Annotated in this window: 13 protein-coding genes and 1 pseudogene; 12 read left to right on the top strand and 2 right to left on the bottom strand. The window is 59.1% G+C overall.

Annotation, left to right across the window (positions count from 1 at the left end; translation table 11 throughout):
• The first annotated feature begins 314 nt into the window (after positions 1-314).
• From BM144_RS06565 to BM144_RS06540, 6 genes are all read left to right on the top strand, one after another.
• Complete coding sequence (locus tag BM144_RS06565) at positions 315-2,318, top strand: relaxase/mobilization nuclease domain-containing protein (protein ID WP_092950518.1); 2,004 nt, start codon at positions 315-317, stop codon at positions 2,316-2,318.
• Positions 2,319-2,441: 123 nt separating this feature from the next.
• Complete coding sequence (locus BM144_RS06560) at positions 2,442-3,056, top strand: DsbA family oxidoreductase (RefSeq protein WP_092950517.1); 615 nt, start codon at positions 2,442-2,444, stop codon at positions 3,054-3,056.
• A 68-nt stretch (positions 3,057-3,124) separates the two neighbouring features.
• Entirely contained in the window at positions 3,125-3,445 is a 321-nt protein-coding gene (locus tag BM144_RS06555; protein ID WP_092950516.1) for a DMT family transporter, read from the top strand.
• 54 nt (positions 3,446-3,499) lie between these two features.
• Positions 3,500-3,886 (top strand): DMT family transporter, encoded by a 387-nt coding sequence (locus tag BM144_RS06550; RefSeq protein ID WP_092950515.1) that lies wholly within the window; start codon positions 3,500-3,502, stop codon positions 3,884-3,886.
• Positions 3,883-4,371, top strand: coding sequence for a nucleoside deaminase (locus tag BM144_RS06545; RefSeq protein WP_217644327.1), 489 nt, complete (start codon positions 3,883-3,885; stop codon positions 4,369-4,371). The genes BM144_RS06550 and BM144_RS06545 overlap by 4 nt, the downstream gene beginning before the upstream one ends.
• A gap of 78 nt (positions 4,372-4,449) precedes the next feature.
• Positions 4,450-4,863 (top strand): MarR family winged helix-turn-helix transcriptional regulator, encoded by a 414-nt coding sequence (locus BM144_RS06540; protein WP_092950513.1) that lies wholly within the window; start codon positions 4,450-4,452, stop codon positions 4,861-4,863.
• A 197-nt stretch (positions 4,864-5,060) separates the two neighbouring features.
• On the opposite strand, the gene BM144_RS06535 is transcribed toward BM144_RS06540, so the two are convergent.
• Positions 5,061-6,383: an efflux transporter outer membrane subunit gene (locus tag BM144_RS06535; protein WP_092950512.1), complete on the bottom strand. Its 1,323-nt coding sequence runs from the start codon at positions 6,381-6,383 to the stop codon at positions 5,061-5,063.
• Between the two features lie 157 nt (positions 6,384-6,540).
• Between BM144_RS06535 and BM144_RS06530 the strand changes: the two genes are divergently transcribed.
• The 6 genes and pseudogenes from BM144_RS06530 to BM144_RS06505 form a co-directional block, all read left to right on the top strand.
• Positions 6,541-7,095: a TetR/AcrR family transcriptional regulator gene (locus BM144_RS06530; protein WP_092950511.1), complete on the top strand. Its 555-nt coding sequence runs from the start codon at positions 6,541-6,543 to the stop codon at positions 7,093-7,095.
• A gap of 142 nt (positions 7,096-7,237) precedes the next feature.
• Positions 7,238-8,254, top strand: coding sequence for an efflux RND transporter periplasmic adaptor subunit (locus BM144_RS06525; RefSeq protein ID WP_245783568.1), 1,017 nt, complete (start codon positions 7,238-7,240; stop codon positions 8,252-8,254).
• Positions 8,251-11,370: an efflux RND transporter permease subunit gene (locus BM144_RS06520; protein ID WP_092950509.1), complete on the top strand. Its 3,120-nt coding sequence runs from the start codon at positions 8,251-8,253 to the stop codon at positions 11,368-11,370. The genes BM144_RS06525 and BM144_RS06520 overlap by 4 nt, the downstream gene beginning before the upstream one ends.
• Positions 11,371-11,555: 185 nt before the next feature.
• Entirely contained in the window at positions 11,556-12,782 is a 1,227-nt protein-coding gene (locus BM144_RS06515) for a patatin-like phospholipase family protein (RefSeq protein WP_245783567.1), read from the top strand.
• A 16-nt stretch (positions 12,783-12,798) separates the two neighbouring features.
• Positions 12,799-14,151: an NAD(P)/FAD-dependent oxidoreductase gene (locus BM144_RS06510; protein WP_092950507.1), complete on the top strand. Its 1,353-nt coding sequence runs from the start codon at positions 12,799-12,801 to the stop codon at positions 14,149-14,151.
• A 142-nt stretch (positions 14,152-14,293) separates the two neighbouring features.
• Positions 14,294-14,782, top strand: a pseudogene (locus BM144_RS06505) (LysR family transcriptional regulator); the annotation flags it as partial.
• A gap of 9 nt (positions 14,783-14,791) precedes the next feature.
• Here the strand turns inward: BM144_RS06505 and BM144_RS06500 are convergent.
• A partial coding sequence (locus BM144_RS06500) for a transposase (RefSeq protein WP_139225677.1) occupies positions 14,792-15,115 on the bottom strand: 324 nt, incomplete at its 5' end.

The raw sequence follows: 15,115 nt of genomic DNA, 5'->3' as shown, positions 1-15,115 counted from the left end.
CCGTCCAACGTGCAGGCGTCTTGCCTCGAACGCGCCCGGCCTGCGGCCATAGGCGCACTTGCAGGCGGGCTGCCAGCGAGTGCAGCAGCGCCACCGGGCCGACGATGCCCGCAGCGACAGCGAAGGGCAAAGGCGGAAGGCAAGACAAAAGGACGCGGCACTGGGCCGCGTCGAAAGCCAGTCTGCACATGGGGGTTGCGCGGCACGCAGCGGCTTCGCCGCCGTGCCGCGTGGGGCGCGAGTGTCGCGCCAATGCAGACATGCCCGCGTGCTTCGCACGACAGGAAACGCCGTAGCTTGCAGGGAGCGCAGCCATGACCGACCGCCGCGATGACGATTTCCGCGTGCGCCCGAGCGCCCCGAAGAACCGGAGCAAGGGCCAGGGCCAGAGCTTCGTTTCCAAGGTGCTCAAGCAGGCTGGCAAGGCCAGCAGCGGCAAGTCCTCGATGCGCCATTCCGCAGCGGGCGGCACCGGCGCACGCGCTGGCCAGCGGCCTGGCTCACGCCTGGGGCGCGGCCATACGGCGGCCCGCTTCGCGGGCGCGAAGCTGACGCCCATGTCTCGGCGCGTAACGATCAAGACTCTGCTGGTCAATCAGCGCCACGCCAGCCCACAGTCCCTAGCGAAACATCTGCGCTACATCGAGCGCGACGGCGTAGGCCGCGATGGCGAACCGGGCCGGGCCTACGGGTCGCAGGCCGACGAAGCCGACCTGGACGCCTTCAAGGAGCGCTGCGCCGACGACAGGCACCATTTCCGCTTCATAGTCTCCCCGGAGGACGGGGCGGAACTGGGCGACCTGCGCACCTATACCCGACACCTGATGAACCGCATGGAAGCCGACCTGGGAACGCGGCTGGATTGGGTGGCGGTCGATCACTGGAACACTGACAACCCGCACATCCACCTGATCGTGCGAGGGCGCGACGACACCGGCAAAGACCTCATCATCGCGGGCGACTACATCGCCCACGGCTTTCGCCATCGCGCCGGCGAGCTGGCGACCGAATGGCTGGGGCCACGCACCGAACTGGAGATCCAGCAGACCTTGCAGCGCGAAGTTGAGCAAGAGCGGTGGACGAGCCTCGACCAGACGCTGCAACGCGAGGCCGACGGGGATGGCCGGGTACAGATCGAATGCTTCAACGAACCCCGGCTACAGCGCCAGCGCCTGCTGCTGATCGGCCGGCTGCAACGCTTGCAGCGCCTGGGCCTGGCCGACGAGACGCAGCCCGGCACCTGGGCCGTCCATGCCGACGCGGAGAAGACCTTGCGCGCCCTGGGCGAGCGTGGCGACATCATCCGCACCATGCAGCGGGCCATGAGCGGCCAGCCGCGCGAGCTGGCGTTTTTCGAGCCGGGCCGAGAAGCAGATGGAAGCGGCCGCACCATCGTCGGCCGCGTCGCCGGCAAGGGGCTGGCAGACGAGCTGCACGACCGTGGCTATTTGGTCATCGACGGCGTGGACGGCAAGGCCCACTACTTCACCTTGAACGCCCGCGACGAATTGGTGAACTATCCCATTGGCGCGGTGGTGGAGGTACGCGGCTCTTCCGAGGTGCGGGCGGCCGACAAGAACATCGCCGCGCTGGCGAGCGATGGCCTGTACCGCACCGATCATCACTTGGCTATCGAGCAAGGCCGAGCCAAGCCCGGCCGCGACCCGCAGGAAGTCGTTGCGGCCCACGTCCGCCGGCTGGAAGCCCTGCGCCGGGCTGGCATTGTGGAACGTGTGGCGGACGGACTATGGAAGGTGCCACATGACCTGACCGGGCGTGGCCGACAGTACGACGCGCAACGGCTGGGCGGTGTGGCGGTGGAGCTGAAATCACACCTGTCGATCGAGCGGCAGGCCCGCGTGATCGGCGCCACCTGGCTGGATCAGCAGTTGATCGGTGGCGGCAAGGGGCTGGGCGACCTGGGCTTTGGTGGCGAGGTCAAGAACACCCTGCAACAGCGCGCCGACTTCCTCGCCGAACAGGGGCTGGCCGAGCGGCGGGGACAGCGTGTGATCTTCGCCCGCAACCTGCTGGGCACGCTGCGAAACAGGGAGCTGGCGCAGGCTGCGAAGGACATTACCGCCGACACCGGACTGGAGCATCGCCCCGTCGCCGACGGTCAGCGCGTGGCCGGCATCTATCGGCGCAATGTCGTGCTCGCCAGTGGGCGGTACGCGATGCTGGACGACGGCATGGGGTTCAGTCTGGTGCCGTGGCGGCCGGTGATCGAGCAACGGCTGGGGCAGCAGCTTGCCGCCACGGTGCGCAGCAGTGGGGTGTCGTGGGAGATTGGACGGAAGCGTGGCATGGCCATTTGACTTCATTCGGCTTGAAGTCTCGATCCATCCCTTTGCCTCAAAGTGCATGTGCATGCAAATACATTGACAGCCTGACGCACGCTGATTAATGTGCATGCACATGCAAATATATGGACATTTCAAATGACATCAATCACCATCTACTCAGACTACGTTTGCCCCTACTGCCTGCTTGCTGAGCAAGTGTTGTCCGAGGCCATTGGGGAGCGAGACATCGCTATCTCGTGGCGCGCCTTCGAGCTGCGCCCAGAGCCGGAACCCACGCTGAGGCCAGAAGATCCGTATCTGCCTGCTGTCTGGCAAAGATCCGTCTATCCCTTGGCACAGCGTCTCGGCGTACAGATCAAGTTGCCATCAATCTCCCCCCAACCACGCACGGCGGCAGCTTTCGAGTTGCTGGCAATGGCACAAGACGAGAGCCTTGATGATGAATATTCCATGCGCGTCCTGCGTGCCTTCTTTCAAGACGATGTAGACATTGGCGATTCACAGCATCTGGTTGAGCTTGCCGCCGAAGCGGGACTCGACGCAGAGAAGGCCCGAAAGGCGCTCGACAGGGGAACCTACCGCCAGCGCCAGCATGAAGCGCAGCGCCATGCCCGCGAGGACATGCGGATCACGTCCGTGCCCACCATCGTCGTCGGGGAGCGGGTCTTTCGTGGCACGCCATCTCTGGACGAACTCAGGCACGCCATCGACCAGTTGGAGCACGAGGGCGGCCAAATACCACGTACCTGAGTGCCATCTTCTTCCATCAACCCTTTATTCATTGCTCTCTGGGCACAACACCGAAAGGAAACCTCAGCATGCATTGGCTCTATCTTGGCATCGCCGTGATCTTTGAAATCGCGGTTGCCATTTCCGCAGGAAACGCAAAAGGCTTTACCCGACTTGGTTGGACAGCGGCCACGCTTGTCAGCGGGGGCATCGCCACCTACTTCCTCAGTCTGGCCCTACTGACCTTCGACGTTGGCGTCGGGTATGCCATCTGGACATCTGTAGCGGGTGTCGGAATTGTCATTCTGGGCGCGATGTTCTTCGAACAACGACTGAACTTGAGCAAGTTTTTCGGCATCGCGCTCGTGATTGGCGGCGTCATTGGTTTGCGCCTTAGCGGCGCGGCATAAAAGCAGCCGACCCTCTCCTCATTTATCTATCACTTATTCAATCGGGAATTTCACATGAGAACCAATGAAACTAACCAAGGCAATGGACGCGCATGGATCATGTTGCTGCTTGCCAGCGCTTTCGAGATTGGCTACGCACTCAGTGTCGCGGGCAGCCAGGCATTTACCGCGCTGAACTGGTCTATTTCTGCGCTGGTGTTCTTCTTGCTGACGTTGTATGCGCTCAGTGTTGCCTTGAAATCTATCGACGTGGGCATCGGCTACGCAGTTTGGGCAGGTATCGGTTCGGTCGGGGCAGCGGCCTTCGGCAGCGTACTTCTGGATCAAGCAGTCACGCTCGCCCAGGCGTTCTGGCTCGCTGTCATCATCGGCGGGGTCGTCTGGCTGAAGCTTGCGGACAGTGCCAAGCTCAAGGGTGCGCAGGGTGGCGCGGTTGCATGACGCTGACTGAATGCAGAAAGTCGCTCGCACAGCGCATGCAGGAAACGGTGGCCTACTCCATCGCCCATGTTCATGACGGTGGCATTCCTTTCTCTGCTTTCGTCATCAATGCCCATGGGCATGTGATTGGCCGTGGTGTCAATCGCGTTCGTGAGCGTCGCGATCCGACAGCGCATGCCGAGGTGGAGGCCATTCGTGATGCGTGCCGCCACCTTGGCATGCCGCAGCTTCATGGAATGACGTTGCTCGCATCGGGAGAGCCATGCGCCTTGTGCTACATGAGCGCGCGCTATGCCGGCATTACCCGCATGTTGTTTGCCGTGGATCGTCACGAAGCGGCTGCGCATGGCTTCGACTATCGCTCCAATTACGCGTTGCTTGCTGGTGATCCTCTGATTTGGCATGGACTACAAGCCGAAAAATTGACCGTCCCGGATAGCCTGGAACCGTTCCTGGCGTTTCGGACGGGCCCTCGTGCCCGGTAGCCGTCCCTTTCATATTTACTTGCATGGGCATGCATATGAGAAAATGCACCACTGATAGTTCAAGCGGAGAGCACTCAGATGATGTCGAAAAAGAGCGATGCATGGCTCAGGCTGACCCAAGTCATTGCCAATGTCGAGGCAGACTTGGGCAAGGTACTACAAGCCGAGCATGGACTGGGCTTGTCGGAATATCGCGCTTTGGACGTTTTGGCGCGGTCGCCGGATTCAGAGTTGCGCATGCAGGAGCTGGCCACGTATTTGCGTCTGAATCAAAGTTCGGTCTCGCGCATGGTCGAGCGCTTGGAGCGTACCGGATTGACCATCAGGGATCTTTGCCCAGACGACAAGCGAGGCGTGTACACGGTGTTGACGGCCAAGGGGCGCGATCTTCTGGAGAGCGCCCAACCCGACTACGTGAAGGCAATGGATGCGGCCCTCAAAGCACATGGCGGGGACAAGTTGCTGACCATACAAGCAGCCAAATCCAAGTAACGCCAAGTTGGATCAAGCCGAGCGTCGGGACACTTGCAGGCAAGGGCCGAGGAAGATGTTTCCATCTGCATGCCTGCATTGAGCGGTTATCGAAAAAGACCGAATGCATTCAGGCATTGGCGTGAGGCTGCCCGGTCATGCAGGCGCAACTCCAGTTAATCCCAGAACAACAGTCCCTTGCTACTTAAACTGGCGACTCATACCCCACCGGCGAATGCCCTTCGCAAAGCCACCGCTGCAGCAAAGTTTGCACCTTCTGCTTGAATCACGGCAGCCTGCGCCCTCATATGCACTCTACGAGCATCAAGCACTGATCCCAGGTCCACGACCCCTGCTTCGAACAAGCGCTCCGACCGATTGGCCGCCTGTTCCCCTGAAACTTGTGCTCGGTGCCAGTCTTGAAGTGCGGCTCCTGAAGTGGTCCACTGCGCAAGTGCAACTTCCACATCGGCGAGAGCCAAAAGCATGGCTTTCTCATACTCCGCCATAGCTTCCTGTGCTCTTGCTTCCTGCACTGCGATATTGCTGCGGATTCGTCCCCCATCCAGCAATGGAAGGGTTAGAGATATGCCGTAACCCACCACAGATACGGGGGATGCTGACCCGCCGGTGGCAGCCAACCGCTCACGTGCGCCGCTCCAGTCGATCCGCAAACTTGGATACACATCGCGACGGGCAACCCCTACACGCGCAAGTGCCGCATCCAGCGCGCGAGCTTGCCTAAGTACGTCTGGCCGACGTTCAAGCAGATCGGTTGGCATAACGGGGGCAGGTGCAGCCGGTACTGATGCAGCATCTTTTAGGGTCAACGTTGGTGCTTCGCTACTGCCCAGCAACACGGCAAGTTGCTGCTGGCGGATGCGCATCATTCCTTCGATCTCGGTCACCGAAGCTCTCTCTTGGGAAAGCTCTGCCTCCCAACGATCCACATCCAATGCTGAGGACTGCCCTGCATCGAACTTGCGTTTCGCGACCATCACTTGGCGGCTGGCCAACTGTGCTGAGTCACGGCCCAATACCGCGCGCGCGTTTAAAGTTCTAAGCTCGAAATACGCGTTCGCTACATCTGCCGTCAGGGCAATGCGAGCCGCACGAAGGGCGTTCGCCACGCTCTGCGCATCAGCTGCTGCAGCTTCCACGGCTAGCCCCCCCTTTCCAAACAGGTCGACTTCCCAACTAGCTCTGAAGCCAGCAACGCTGCGTTCGGTCTTTGGGTCAGCACTGCTGTCGCGACCGCGCTGCGCCCCAGCAACTGCGCCCAACTGTGGGCGTCGTTCTGCTTGTGCTCCGTCAACCAGTAACCGCGCCTGCGCAAGCCTCGCTGCCAACACCTGCAGATCACGATTCGACTCCAGAGCAGCTTCGATCAGCGCGTCGAGTTCTCGGCTATCAAATGCCTTCCACCAATCCGATTCAACGAGCGTACCTGCTTCAGCAGAGGAACCTGACCACTTCTTTGGCGCTTGGACTGTTGAGGTTTTGGGCATCGAGTCAGGTGGTGCAGAGGCGCAGCCAACCATGCCCAACAGCGAAGTGGCCGATGCGAGAGCTACGAAGGATCGTAGACAGCGTTCAGGTAGAAAAACGATTGGTAAGGACATTCAAGACTCCAGACGTTGACAGCTTCGATTTAATTACTTTACTATACGTATAGATTACTTTCAAGAAGGATTTCAGATGTCTACCGCTGCACGCCGACCCAGTTCACGAGAAAAACTACTGAGCGCTGCTGCAGACTTGGTTGCCGAACACGGCGTTCAGCACCTGACCATAGAAGCTACTGCTGCAGCCGCCGGTGTGACCAAGGCCGGGCTGATCTACCACTTCAAAACGCGGGACGACTTGTTGAGTGCACTGGTCGAGCACATGGTCGGCGAGCTGGACTTCCAGACCCGAGGTGGCTCGGTAGTTGACGGTGAGGTATCGCTTAAGTCGCTCGTTGATGGCCTGGAGCAATTCACGTTCGACATGCCGCCTGCGCAAAAGCGCCTCCTGACAAACATGCTTGCGGCGGCAACTACGCATCCCCACTTGCTTCCTCCTGTGCGCTCCTTGTTTGAAAAGAGCTACAGCAGTCTGGATCGCGGGCCCATGGCTGGTCGAGCACTTCTTCTCTCTGCAGCGCTGGATGGACTGCTCTTGCTCGAACTCCTGCAACTCCACACTTTCAGTCCGAATCAGCGCGATTCCATGCGCTCAGCGTTTCGTGATCTGAGCCGCGATCTACCTTGACAACTACCTCGCCAAAGAGCCAACCATGCGTACTTTCTCAACTCCGAAACCACTTCTGCCGCGCGTAGCTTTACTGGCTGCTATCGCGGTCCTGGCAGGGTGCTCACCCACGCCAGAGGTCAACACGCCCCCGCCCAAACCCGTGAAGACGGAAGTGGTTGGTATGAGCGCTTCGGGCAATTCAGCGAGCAGTTTTGTCGGAACCCTGCGTGCTCGCCAGCGCAGCGATCTTGGCTTTGAGACTGCCGGTCGCATCGTGGCGATTGCCGTCGAGGTAGGTGATCGAGTCAGCAGTGGGCAGGTGCTCGCGCGACTTGACGAAGCTCCTGCTCGCTGGCGCCTGGAGAAAGCCGAAGCGGACAGGGCTGCCGCTTCGGCTTCGCTGGTTGAACGCGACATGCAGTTGCAACAACAAGAGACACTGGCACGAGACAAGATCATCTCGCCAACAGCACTGGAGTCCTCCCGCACAGCCCAGCGGTTGGCGCGCAGCCAGGTAGAAGCTGCCGACGCTGCGTTAGCTACAGCACGCCGGGAATTGGCACTGACTCGGATCGTCGCTCCTTTCGATGGCGAGGTGGTTGGAAGGCTGACGCAGCCGTATTCCGATGTGGCACCTGGCCAAGTCATCCTGCAAGTTCAAGCCGGTCGCGCCTTAGAGGTTGTCACCACGTTGCCCGATACCGTGGCGGGGAAGCTTGATCGTGGCTCGAAAGCGCGCGGGTCAAACAGCGTCGGTAGCTTCGAACTTGAGTTGGAGCGAGTTTCAAACCGCAGCGACAACGGCTCGTTGGTTCAGGCCATCTATCGCGTTTCACAACCAAACAGTTCGCTTCGCAGCGGCGGAGTGGTTTCCGTTGAACTGCCGCGCAGCACTTCGCAGACAGACATCACATTGCCAGTCGCCGCCTTGCTTCCTGGAACCCAGGCCAAGCAAGCCAGTGTCTTCGTGATGGACACCGACGGCAAGTTGCTCCGTCGTGATGTGCAAACGGGAGCCGATCTTCTGCCTGAAGGACGAGTTGTCATTACCCAAGGGTTGAGCAGAGGCGATCAGGTCGTCGTAGCAGGAGCCGCATTCCTGCAAGACGGTCAAAAGGTCGTGAGCCATAAGCCGCAGACTCTTTTGCATGGTCAAAGCAGGGGGGCTGCGCAATGAAGCTCACCGAGTCCGCACTGCGCTCAAGCCGGCTTACGTTCTTCGTCGCACTATTGGTGCTGATCACCGGCGCTTTGGCATTTCTCAAGTTTCCTTCGCAGGAAGAGCCCTCCACAACTATCCGCGATGCACTGATCTTCGTGGCAAATCCAGGCTTACCGGCCGAGCGAATGGAGCAACTCGTCGCCAGGCCGCTCGAAGAACGGCTGCGCCAGTTGCCCGAACTCAAGCACGTGACGAGTACGGTGCGCAGTGGCAGTGTCATTGTGCAAGTGACCCTGCGGGAGGAGGTCAAGACCTTGCTTCCCGTTTGGCAGCGCATGCGCGCCAAGGTAGAAGAAGCCGTTCCGCTATTCCCCACTGGCACGCTGCCGCCGCAGATCGATGACGACTTCGGGCGCGTGGCAATCGCATCGATCGCCGTGACTGCACCAGGCTTCTCCATGAGTGAGATGCGCGAACCGCTGAAGCGGCTGCGGGAGGGAATTTACGGTCTGAAGGGGGTTCAGGGCGTGAGCTTTCACGGGCTGCAAGATGAACGCATTTACATTGAGTTTGACCGCAATCGTTTGGCAGGTTTGGGATTAGGCACTGCTGGAGTGGTTCAGCAGTTGCAGCAGCAGAACGTGGTGCTCTCCGGTGGGCAAGTAGTTCTATCGGGCCTCAACAGTGCTGTAGTCGCCTCTGGCGAAGTGCGCTCCGTGGACGCGCTGCGTGACTTCGTTCTAGCTCTGCCTGAAGGAGGCACCAAGGGTTCCACTGCCAGCGTGCGCCTCGGCGACCTTGCAAAAATTCGTGTTCTGCCTGCAGACCCGCCTGATACTGCTGCCATCTACCGGGGCGAGAACGCAGTCGTTCTTGGGGTCTCCATGCGCAGCGGCCAGAACATCAAAACGCTCGGCAAGGAACTCAAAGCGCGGGTGAATGAGCTGTCCCAGCAACTGCCAGCAGGTTTCTCGCTGGACTATGTGACCTTCCAGGCGGATGTCGTCGAGCGCGAAATGGGCCGCATGAACCAGGTGATGGGAGAGACCATCGTTATCGTGATGGCGGTGGTAGTCCTGTTCCTGGGATGGCGTGCCGGCATCATCGTCGGCAGCATCGTGCCGCTGACCATCCTGGCGACGCTGTTGGTGATGCTTTCGTTGGGGGTCGAACTGCACATCATCTCCATGGCTGCCATCATCATCGCGCTGGGCCTGCTGGTTGACAACGGCATCGTCATCGTGGAGGACGTTGAGCGCCGCCTGGCAGCAGGTGATGACCGGAAAGAGGCTTGCATCGCGGCAGGTCGAACGTTGGCAATTCCGTTGCTGACGTCTTCGCTGGTCATCATCTTCGCCTTCTCGCCATTCTTCTTCGGCAACACGGCGATCAACGAGTACCTGCGTCCCTTGGTCGTGGTGCTGACGCTGACTTTGCTCGGCTCCTGGTTGCTGTGTCTTACCGTCACGCCACTGTTGTGCTATCTGTTCTTGAAAACAGGCCAGCACGGTAGCGAAGAGCCGCCCAAGAACAGCCGGTTCTACCAAGGGTATGCACGTGTCATTCGCAAGGTTCTAGAGCACAAAGGCATCTTCCTGGCAGCTATGGCTGTGCTGCTCTCGGTTGCCATGTTCATGCTGTCCAGAGTGCCTGCTGGCTTTCTGCCTCCATCGGATCGCCCACAGTACCAAGTAGTCCTGGAGTTGCAGCCGGGTAGCGATGCACGGCGCACGCAAGCCGTGGTGCGCGATCTCAGTCGTTGGCTCAGTGATGCGAATATCAACCCAGAGGTGACCACCAGCATTGGCTATGTGGCTGATGGCGGCCCTCGTGTAGTGCTTGTGCTTAACCCACCTTTGCCGGCGTCGCACATTGGCTATTTCACAGTGAGTGTGAAGAACGCCAAAGACATCGACGCCATGATAGAGCGTACTCGTCTGTGGATGGCAGAGACACATCCTGAAGTCCGAATCGACGCCAAGCGTTTCTCACGTGGCTCCAACGATGCCGGCTTGGTTGCTTACCGTGTGAGCGGCCCAGACGAGGCGGTGCTGCGGAGCATTGGGCAGCAGATCGAATCTGTTCTTCGTCCGATACCAGGCGTCATTCAGGTGCGCAACGACTGGGGATCTCGTGTTCCGCGTGTTGACGTGCAGATTGATCAGGCCAAAGCCCGGCGTTTAGGGGTGAGCAGTGAGGATATTTCAACCTCTCTCAGCACGCGTTACTCAGGAACGGCTGTGTCAGTTCTTCGAGACAACGACACCCTGGTTCCATTGGTAGTACGTGGCGGCAATTCAGATCGTGCTCGACCCGAAGACTTGGCGAATACGCTGGTGTATCCAGTAAGCGGTGCTACTCCTGTTCCATTGTCGGCTTTGGCAAGCGTTTCACTGGAGTCGGAACCATCGGTCATCCGACGCCGAAATCTTGCACGCACTATTACTGTGGAGGGGCGAAGCACGCAGGCCACCGCACAGCAGACAGTGGATGTGGCAGCGCCAGAGATTGCCAAGATCGCTCTGCCGCCTGGGTATCGTATCGAGCTGGGAGCGGAAATCGAGGAAGCTGCAGAAGCGAACATGGCGTTGTCTGAGTACATGCCACATGCCATCGTCGCCATGCTGGTGTTGTTCATCTGGCAGTTTGGCTCATTCCGGAAGCTGGCGCTGATCATCGGCATCATTCCGTTCGCGCTGATTGGTGTGGCACCAGCCCTCATGTTGGCAGGCGAGCCCATCGGCTTCATGGCGAATTTCGGGCTGCTTTCGCTCGCGGGCATCATCGTCAACAACGCTGTGCTTTTGCTTGAACGGATCGAGGCAGAGCTGGCTTTGGGCAAGCCCCGCAGAGAAGCCGTGATCGCCGCAGCCGTTGCCCGGTTGCGTCCTATCGTGATGACCAAGCTCACTTGTGTCGCGGGGTTGATACCGTTGCTGCTGTTCGGCGGAACCTTGTGGGCAGGGATGGCCATCACCATCATCGGCGGGTTGTTGCTCGGTACTTTGATCACCTTGGGGCTTGTGCCCGTGCTCTATGAGTTGCTTTTCGGCGGACGGCTCGCTACCTGGCTTCAGCGATTCAATGCGGGAAACAGTCACGAGCAAAGCTCTTCGACGGCGGCGACATGAAGTGCGCGCCGCATTTGGAGCGACAGGCTGACGCGGCGTCAAGGCTGCTGGCATTGGCAGCTTTTACATTGCTGGCTGGCTGCTCTACCGCGCGCCCTTGGGTCAATGAGCCTGCCGGTCCTGGTGTTCTGGAGGCTGTTGTTCAGGCAGCGCCACCGACACAGCGCGGTTCGGTCGTGGCTGCGATGACGTTTTCTGGAGGCGGCGCGAGAGCCGCTGCCTTTGGCCTCGGCGTACTGCGGGAGCTGAAAGCAACGCCCCTTGAATGGGATGGACGCAAAGGCACGTTGCTGGACACTGTTGGCCTGGTCAGTGGGGTTTCTGGTGGCAGCATTTTGGCCAGCTACTACGCTGCGTTCGGGGACGATGTTTTCACGCGCTTTGAGCCGGACTATCTGCGTGTGGATTTCCAAGATCGCCTGTTGACCCAGGCGGTGATGCCAAACACCTTATGGCGCCTGACCTCGCCTTGGTACGGCCGAGGCCACGTGCTTGCAGACCACTTGGATGAGCTGTATCGCGGAAAGACCTTTGGCGATGCAGCAGCCCGACCCGGCGCCCCTTTGTTGGTCGTCACGGCCACCGACCTGAGCACAGGCGCCCCATTTGAGTTCAATTCTGAGCAAATGGCCTTGCTTTGCAGCGACCTGTCTCAGACACCGCTGTCCTTCGCAGTAGCGGCATCAGCCTCTGTTCCGCTGCTGCTTGCTCCTCTTACCCTGCGCAACCACGCAGATCGTTGCCGCTCAACTGAAGAGAGCGCCCTCATCAGCCCCAGCTCAATGGCAAAGAATGCCGACAACTTCCGAGCCCGCATGTTCAGGTTGTCAGCAGAAAGCTACCGAGATGCTCAGGCACGCCCTTTCATTCACCTCGTTGATGGAGGCGTCAGCGACAACCTGGGCGTGCGTCCACTATTGGACAGGGTCATCGTCGACGGCTCGCTCGACCATGCGTTCCGAGGGGCCAAGGCAGGATCGATACGGCGTGTAGTGCTCTTCGTGGTCAACGCAGAACGTGGGCTGGGAGAGCGAATTGACAAAAGCGACAGGGTTCCCGGGGTGATGCAAGTCATCAACACACTGGTCTTCGGAGCAGGGTCGCGTGAGACACAGGTGACTTTGGCTTTGTTGCGCGACGACTTGCAACGGTGGTCGCAGGAACTCACGACCCTGCGGGGGCAGACTGGAAGTCCTTTCGCATCCGACGCACAAATTCATGTGGTCGGTGTGAGCCTGGGCGATACCGGCGACGCATCGCTGGAACATATCCCCACGTCTTTCAGCGTGACCCCCGAAGACATGCGGCGACTGCAAGAGGCGGGGAGTGTAGCCCTGCGCCGCTCACAACCGTTTCAACACCTCCTTCGTGAACTTCAAGAACCTTCCGATGACTCCAAAAACGAAAAATAGTAGGCCTAGAGACTTCATGAATGATGCTCAATACCCTCATAAATCTCCGCTATACCCGTCTCGGCCAATCGTCGTTGTAGGTGGAGGGGTCGCGGGGTTGGAGATAGCGACTGAACTTGGGCGATTGCATCGTCGCGAACCCCTACTTCACCCGCCGGTCAAACTGATTGACAGGGACTTTGCACACGTATGGAAGCCTATGCTGCACACAATCGCCGCAGGAACTCGCGATGTGCACCAGCAACAGACGCCTTTCATCGCGCAAGCAAGCGCGGCCGGCTTCAGCTTTGAACCAGGTGAACTCTGCGGTCTGAACCGCAAATCGCGCGCGATCTTCCTCGCTCCATACAAAGCACCAGACGGTCGCGTTCTGGTTCCTGCAAGGCGCGTTACCTATACCGCACTCATCATTGCGGTAGGTAGCCAGGCCAATGACTTTGGTACACCCGGAGTAGCAGAACATTGCCACACTATTGACTCCCGCTCTCAAGCAGAGGCGTTCAGTGCAGAGATCCGGATTCGAATTCTGCAGTGCTTGGCCGAGGAGGAGCTGGAAGGCATCACACAAGATCTATCCATCGCAATCGTCGGTGGTGGTGCAACGGGCGTCGAGTTGGCTGCGGAGCTGATCGGCTTGGCAGATGCGGCTGAGGCCTATGGGGGCCATGGATTGCGATCTTGCATCCATATCACTCTTATCGACAGCGGTACGCGTTTGCTATCGGCGTTCCCCCAGAACATTTCAGATGCGGTTCAAAAGCGCCTTGAAAACCTGGGGGTAAGAGTGCTCAAAAACGTCCGTGTGGCAGCAGCAACTACACATGGCTTCACGTTGGGCGACGGACGGGAGGTAAGTGCGTCCTTGCGCGTTTGGGCAGCCGGAGTCAAAGCACCTGAGTTTCTAGGGACGCTGGATGGATTGCAGACGACTCGAACCAATCAACTGGTCGTGCGCCCAAATCTTCAGACCACGCTTGATCCTAATGTGTACGCAGTTGGCGATTGTGCGAACCTGCAGTATGAAGGTGAAGAGCGTCCTCTTCCTCCAACTGCACAGGTTGCGCACCAACAGGCACAGCATCTGATCCGCCATTTGCCCGAGTTCTTCCGGCGTGATGTTCCCGTGCCGGATTTTCGACATCGAGACTTTGGCTCGTTAGTTTCTTTGTCGGAATACGACGCTTATGGATCGCTAGGGAAAACGGGGCTTTTAAAGGGAACAACGTTCAAGGGCTGGCTTGCCCAGTTCAGTCATGTGCTGCTCTATCGCAGTCACCAAGCCAGATTGCACGGCTTCTGGCGTGGCGGCATGTTGTGGCTTGTTGACTTGGTTAACGCTCGATTGCGTTCAAAGATTCGACTGGACTAGAGACGTCTCAAGTGGTTGTTGAATTTCACAGATTTAGTGGCCCTACACTTCGAACAATTCTGTATGCATAAAGCTCGATCAATGTGAAAGCATGCTATGGGTTGGCAACGAAGTGCGGCGTCTATGTTGGAGATCTTACGGCATGGAATTACGTCACCTTCGATGCTTTCTAGCAGTAGCAGAGGAGCTTCATTTCGCTCGTGCGGCGGTGAGGCTGCACATCGAGCAGTCTCCGCTGTCTCGCACCATCAAGGAGTTGGAGGAGATTCTTGGCGAACAGCTGTTTGTCCGCACCAGCCGCAGTACGCGGTTGACCCGAGCGGGCAAACTTTTTCTGGAACACGTGCCTCGCGTATTTACTGCCGTGCAACAGGCCCGTGACAGCGTTAAGGCCGCGACCAATGGTTTCCACGGCCAATTGCGCATCGCACTGTCCGATGGCATTACGCCGTCGCGCCTGCCGGCTTTGCTTGCGATGTGCAGACAAGAGGAGCCAGAGATAGATATCCGTCTTTTTGAGGTGCCGTTGACGCAGCAAATCAAGGGGCTGCATGAGGATCTGTACGACGTGGGCTTTGCGCAGTCCGATGAGGTGGGTGAAGGAATCACTGCCGAATCTGTCTGGAGCGATTTAGAGCGGCTAACAAAACGGTGCGAGATGGCGAATGCAAATGACGCAGCAAGCCAGAGAAAGCAGCGCGACATGAATATCGATGCGACGTTCGAAGCGAGTGCGCAACTTGCCGAAGGCAGCCAACCAAGCGTGGGTGCGCTCCACCACCCAGCGATGACGCCCGAGCCGGTCATTGCGCTCGATACCACGCCGGGCAATACGCGCCGTGATGCCCAGCTTGCGCAGGTGGGCTCGGCAACGCGCAAAGTCATAGCCCTTGTCGGCATGCAACTTGTGGGGCCAACGTCTGGGCCGGCCACGACAGCCTCTCACCGTGGGCAAGGCATCGAC

The organism is Paracidovorax konjaci, from assembly GCF_900112675.1.
Taxonomy (GTDB): Bacteria; Pseudomonadota; Gammaproteobacteria; order Burkholderiales; family Burkholderiaceae_C; genus Paracidovorax; species Paracidovorax konjaci.
Note: the sequence above shows the minus strand (reverse complement) of the source record. Positions and strands in the feature narration are given on the sequence as shown.

Excerpts from the sequence above, each read along its gene's own strand:
- BM144_RS06520 (WP_092950509.1), top strand. The coding sequence starts at position 8,251 with ATGAAGCTCACCGAGTCCGCACTGCGCTCAAGCCGGCTTACGTTCTTC.
- BM144_RS06560 (WP_092950517.1), top strand. The coding sequence starts at position 2,442 with ATGACATCAATCACCATCTACTCAGACTACGTTTGCCCCTACTGCCTG.
- BM144_RS06565 (WP_092950518.1), top strand. The coding sequence starts at position 315 with ATGACCGACCGCCGCGATGACGATTTCCGCGTGCGCCCGAGCGCCCCG.
- BM144_RS06535 (WP_092950512.1), bottom strand. The coding sequence starts at position 6,383 with ATGGTTGGCTGCGCCTCTGCACCACCTGACTCGATGCCCAAAACCTCA.
- BM144_RS06555 (WP_092950516.1), top strand. The coding sequence starts at position 3,125 with ATGCATTGGCTCTATCTTGGCATCGCCGTGATCTTTGAAATCGCGGTT.
- BM144_RS06515 (WP_245783567.1), top strand. The coding sequence starts at position 11,556 with ATGACGTTTTCTGGAGGCGGCGCGAGAGCCGCTGCCTTTGGCCTCGGC.
- BM144_RS06530 (WP_092950511.1), top strand. The coding sequence starts at position 6,541 with ATGTCTACCGCTGCACGCCGACCCAGTTCACGAGAAAAACTACTGAGC.
- BM144_RS06510 (WP_092950507.1), top strand. The coding sequence starts at position 12,799 with ATGAATGATGCTCAATACCCTCATAAATCTCCGCTATACCCGTCTCGG.
- BM144_RS06540 (WP_092950513.1), top strand. The coding sequence starts at position 4,450 with ATGATGTCGAAAAAGAGCGATGCATGGCTCAGGCTGACCCAAGTCATT.
- BM144_RS06550 (WP_092950515.1), top strand. The coding sequence starts at position 3,500 with ATGAGAACCAATGAAACTAACCAAGGCAATGGACGCGCATGGATCATG.
- BM144_RS06545 (WP_217644327.1), top strand. The coding sequence starts at position 3,883 with ATGACGCTGACTGAATGCAGAAAGTCGCTCGCACAGCGCATGCAGGAA.